Raw genomic sequence first — 5173 nt, forward strand, 5'->3', positions numbered from 1 at the left:
ACCGCCGGCCGGGCGCGTACGGGCGACGTGTCCGGGGCCGGACTCGGCCGCACCGGGCACCCGCTGCTCGGCGCGACGGTGGACCTGGCCGGCGACGACGAGATGGTGCTGACCGGCCGGCTCTCCCTGACCACGCACCCGTGGCTGGCCGACCACACGGTCTCCGGGCTGACGCTCGTACCCGGTACGGCCCTGGTCGAGCTGGCCGTACGGGCCGGCGACGAGGTGGGCCTCTCCCGGCTGCGTGAGCTGACCATGGCCGCCCCGCTGGTGCTCCCCGAATCCGGCGGCGTACGCATTCAGGTGCGGGTGTCCACGTCGGAGTCGCCGCAACGTCCCGTCGCCGTCTACTCCCGCCCCGACGACGATCCCGAGGCGGGCTGGACCCGGCACGCGGAGGGTGTGCTGGAGGCGTCCACCGCCGACGAGCCCGACACGATCACCTGGCCCCCCGCCCCGACGTCGGAGGTGGACCTCGCGGGGTGGTACGCGACGCTGGCGGAGCACGGCCTGGCGTACGGGCCGGTCTTCCAGGGACTCCAGCGCGCCTGGGTCGGCCGCGACGAACTGTTCGCCGAGGTGACCCTGCCGGAGGCCGCCGCCACGGAGAGCGCCGGATTCGGCGTGCACCCGGCGCTGCTGGACGCCGCCCTGCACCCGATCGGGCTGCTGCTCGGTGGCGAGGAATCGAGCGGACCACGGGTGCCGTTCGCCTTCGAGGGCGTGCAGGTCCACGCCGCAGGCGCGGGGACGCTGCGGGTGCGCCTGACCCGCGACGGCTCCGGGCTGCGGCTGGCCGCGTACGACGAGGTGGGCGCGCCGGTCGTGTCGATGGACTCCCTCGTCCTGCGAGAGCTGACCGGCGCGGCCGCGCCGGGCGTGGCCTCGCGGTCGCTGTTCGAGCTGCGGTGGCCGGCCGTGCAGACCGCACCCGCCGGGGAGCTTTCCGGATGGGCGCTGGTGACCGGCGGCCTGGAGCTGCCGGCACCGGTAGGAATGCCCACGTACGCCGACGTGGCGACGGTCACGGGGGAGGAGCCCGTCCCCCGGACGCTGCTGCTGCCGGTGTTCCCCGCGCCCGGCGCGGCGACGCCGGAGTCGGTCCGGGCAGTGACCTCGGACGTGCTGGCGACGGTGCAGTCCTGGCTCGCGGCGGACGCCCTGGCGGACTCGCGGCTCGTGGTCGTGACCCGGGGTGCGGTGTCGATCGGCGACGGCGACCGGGTGACCGACCTGGCGAGCGCTGCGGTGTGGGGTCTACTGCGTTCGGCGCAGTCGGAGCACCCGGGCCGCATGGTCCTCGCGGACGTCGACGGCGACCTGGACGCCGCGCTGGTTGCCCTGCTGGACGGCGTCCTGCGGGAACCGGCCACGACCGGCGGCCAGCTCGCCGTCCGCGAGGGCGCGGTGTACTCGCCGCGCCTGGTCCGGGCCGGCGTCACGGCCGCGCAGACGCCCAGCCTGGGTGACGGCGCGGTGCTGGTGACCGGCGGTACGGGTGCGCTCGGTGCGCTGGTCGCGGAGCACCTGGTGTCGGTGCACGGCGTGCGGTCGCTGGTGCTCGTGTCGCGGAGCGGTCCGGAGGCCGCCGGTGCGGGTGAGTTGTCGGATCGGCTGTCCGCGCTGGGCGCGTCCGTGCGGATCGCCGCCTGTGACGTGACCGACCGGGACCAGGTCGGCGCTTTGGTTGCCGAGGTCACCGCCGAGGGTCGGCTGGCGGGTGTCGTGCACACCGCCGGCGTCCTGGACGACGGTGTCCTGGAGGGGCTGACGGCGGCGCGGCTGGCCGGGGTGTTGGCGCCGAAGGTGTCGGCGGGTTGGTTCCTGCACGAGGCGACGGCGGGTCTGGATCTGGATCTGTTCGTGGTGTTCTCGTCGGTGGCGGGTGTGCTCGGCTCGCCCGGTCAGTCGGCGTACGCGGCGGGCAACGCCTTCCTCGACGGGCTTGCGGTCCACCGGCGGCAGCTCGGGTTGCCGGCGGTCAGCCTGGCGTGGGGGATGTGGGACACGGCAGGCATGGCCGCCTCGATCGACGAGGCGGACCGGGCGCGGTCCGCGCGGGCGGGTCTGACGCCGATGAGCGCCGAGACCGGGCTGGAACTCTTCGACGCCGCCCTGCGTGCCGACCGTCCGGCCCTCGTACCGGCCGTGATCGACGTGCCCGCGCTGCGGGCGGCGACCTCCGGCGGCCCCGTGCCGGCCGTGCTGCGCACCCTGATCGGCGTGACCGGCACCCGCCGCCAGGCGGGGCAGGGCGGTGGCGGCTGGGCCGACCGGCTCGCCGGGCTCACCGAGGACGAGGGCCGCGCCCAGGTCGACGTGCTGGTACGGGGTCTGGTCGCGCAGGTGCTGGGGCACGGTGGTGCGGAGTCGGTGCCGGCGGACCGGGCGTTCCGGGAGCTGGGCTTCGACTCGCTGACGGCGGTGGACCTGCGTAACCGGTTGAACGCGGCCACGGGGCTGCGGCTGGCCTCGACGCTGGTGTTCGACTATCCGACCCCGGCCGTGCTCGCCGAGCACCTGTGGTCGGAGTTGGCCGGCGTCAGCGCGTCGGCCAGCGCACAGGTCGCCGGCACGGTCGTCGGCGCCGACGAGCCGATCGCGATCGTGGGCATGGCCTGCCGTTACCCGGGCGGGGTGGAATCCCCCGACGAACTGTGGGAGTTGCTGGCCGGCGGCGGTGAGGGGATCGGGGAGTTCCCGGCGGATCGCGGTTGGGATCTGGAGTCGCTCTTCGACCCGGATCCGGGGCGTAGCGGTACGTCGTATACGCGGCGTGGTGGTTTCCTGTACGGCGCGGCAGAGTTCGACCCCGGTTTCTTCGGTATTTCGCCGCGTGAGGCGCTCGCGATGGATCCGCAGCAGCGGTTGCTGCTGGAGGCGTCGTGGGAGTCGTTCGAGTCGGCGGGGCTGGACCCGCAGCGGTTGCGGGGCAGCCGGACGGGTGTGTTCGCCGGTGTCATGTACCACGACTACGCCTCCCGGCTCATGGACCTGCCGACCGAGGTGGAGGGCTACGTCGGGACCGGCACGTCCGGCAGCGTGCTGTCCGGTCGGGTCGCCTACACCTTCGGGTTGGAGGGGCCGGCTGTCACCGTGGACACGGCGTGCTCGTCGTCGCTGGTGGCGCTGCACCTCGCCGCGCAGGCGCTGCGTTCCGGCGAGTGCGATCTGGCGTTGGCCGGTGGTGTGACGGTGATGGCGACGCCGGGCACGTTCATCGAGTTCTCCCGGCAGCGCGGCCTGTCGGCCGACGGCCGCTGCAAGTCGTTCGCGGCGTCCGCCGACGGCACCGGCTGGTCCGAGGGCGTCGGCGTGCTGCTGGTGCAGCGGCTCTCCGACGCCCAGCGCGAGGGCCGGAAGATCTACGCCGTGGTGCGGGGCACGGCCGTGAACCAGGACGGTGCGTCGAACGGGCTGACCGCGCCGAACGGTCCGTCGCAGCAGCGGGTGATCCGGCAGGCGTTGGCGAACGCGCGGCTCACTGCGGCCGACGTGGACGCCGTGGAGGCGCACGGTACGGGTACGACGCTGGGTGACCCGATCGAGGCGCAGGCCGTCCTGGCCACGTACGGGCAGGACCGGCAGGGGCGGGAGCCGTTGTGGCTCGGCTCGGTCAAGTCGAACATCGGGCACACGCAGGCCGCCGCCGGTGTCGCCGGTGTGATCAAGATGGTCATGGCGATGCGCCACGGCGTCGTCCCGCCGACCCTGCACGTGGATGAGCCGTCCCCACACATCGACTGGACGGCCGGGGCGGTGGCCCTCGCGACCGAGCCCACCCCGTGGCCGCGGGTGGACCGGCCGCGTCGGGCGGCGGTGTCGTCGTTCGGGATCTCCGGCACGAACGCGCATGTGATCATCGAGCAGCCGCCCGCCGAGACGATCGAGGGCGAGGTCGTCGCCCGCGACGTGCCGCCGGTCGTACCGGTGCTGCTCTCCGCGCGCTCCGACGCGGCCCTGGCCGGCCAAGCGGGCCGGTGGGCGCGCTGGCTCGCCGCCGACGAGGCCCCGCGTCCGCTGGACGTGGCCTGGTCCTCCGTCACCACCCGACCCGCGCTGGAACAGCGCGCCGTCGCCGTGGTGGCCGACGGCAACGACCTGCTCACCGCGCTTCGGGCCCTCGACGCGGGCGAGCCCTCCGGGACCGTCGTGACCGGCTCCACCGCCGTACGCGGCCAGCTCGCGCTGCTCTTCTCCGGCCAAGGCGCGCAGCGTGCGGGGATGGGCCGGGAGCTGTCCGCTCTGTTCCCCGTGTTCGCGACCGCGTTGGACGAGGTGTGTGCGCAGCTCGATCCGTTGCTGCCGCGTCCGTTGCGGGAGGTGCTGTTCGCGTCGCCGGGGTCCGCCGAGGCGGAGTTGCTGGACCAGACGGTGTTCACGCAGGCCGGGTTGTTCGCGGTCGAGGTGGCGCTGTTCCGCCTGGTGGAGTCGTTCGGGATCGTGCCGGACATGCTGGCCGGTCACTCGATCGGCGAGGTGACCGCGGCGCATGTCGCGGGCGTGTTGTCCCTGGCCGACGCGTGTCAGCTCGTCGCCGCGCGGGGTCGGTTGATGCAGGCGCTGCCCACGGGCGGCGGCATGCTGGCCGTGGCCGCCGACGAGGCTGCGGTGGTCGAGTCGATCGCCGGGCTCGCCGACCGGGTGGGCGTCGCTGCGGTCAACGGACCCACCGCAGTGGTGGTGTCCGGTGGCGTCGAGGCCCTCGACGAGGTGGAGCGGCACTGGCGCGACCGGGGCGTGCGCACTCGCCGGCTGACGGTGAGCCATGCGTTCCACAGTCCGCTGATGGAGCCGATGCTGGCCGAGTTCCGCGCGGTCCTGCACGGCCTCACGTTTGCCACGCCGCTGCTGCCGGTCGTGTCGAACGTGACGGGTGCCCTGGCCGACGCAGGCGAGATCTGCACGCCGGAGTATTGGGTGCGGCATGTGCGCGAGGCGGTGCGGTTCGCCGATGGGATCGCCGCTCTGCGGGCTGCCGGTGTGGACACGTTCCTGGAGGTCGGGCCGCAGAGCGTGCTGACCGCGATGACCGCCGACGTGCTGCCCGACGACGACGGTGTGCTGGCGGTGGCTGTGCAGCGCCGTGACCGTTCGGAGGCGCAGGCGTTGCTGCACGCCCTGGCCGAACTGCACGTGCACGGGATGCCGGTGACCTGGACGCAGTGGTTCG

1 protein-coding gene is annotated in these 5173 nt (G+C 74.0%); it reads left to right on the forward strand.

All coding sequences use genetic code 11. The features are described 5' to 3' along the window. Window positions 1-5173, forward strand: a 5173-nt coding sequence (locus HA073_RS30115) for a type I polyketide synthase (protein WP_166457856.1), incomplete at both ends; no start/stop codon positions are given.

Source organism: Micromonospora sp. CMU55-4 (assembly GCF_011602315.1).
Classification (GTDB): Bacteria; Actinomycetota; Actinomycetes; order Mycobacteriales; family Micromonosporaceae; genus Micromonospora; species Micromonospora chalcea.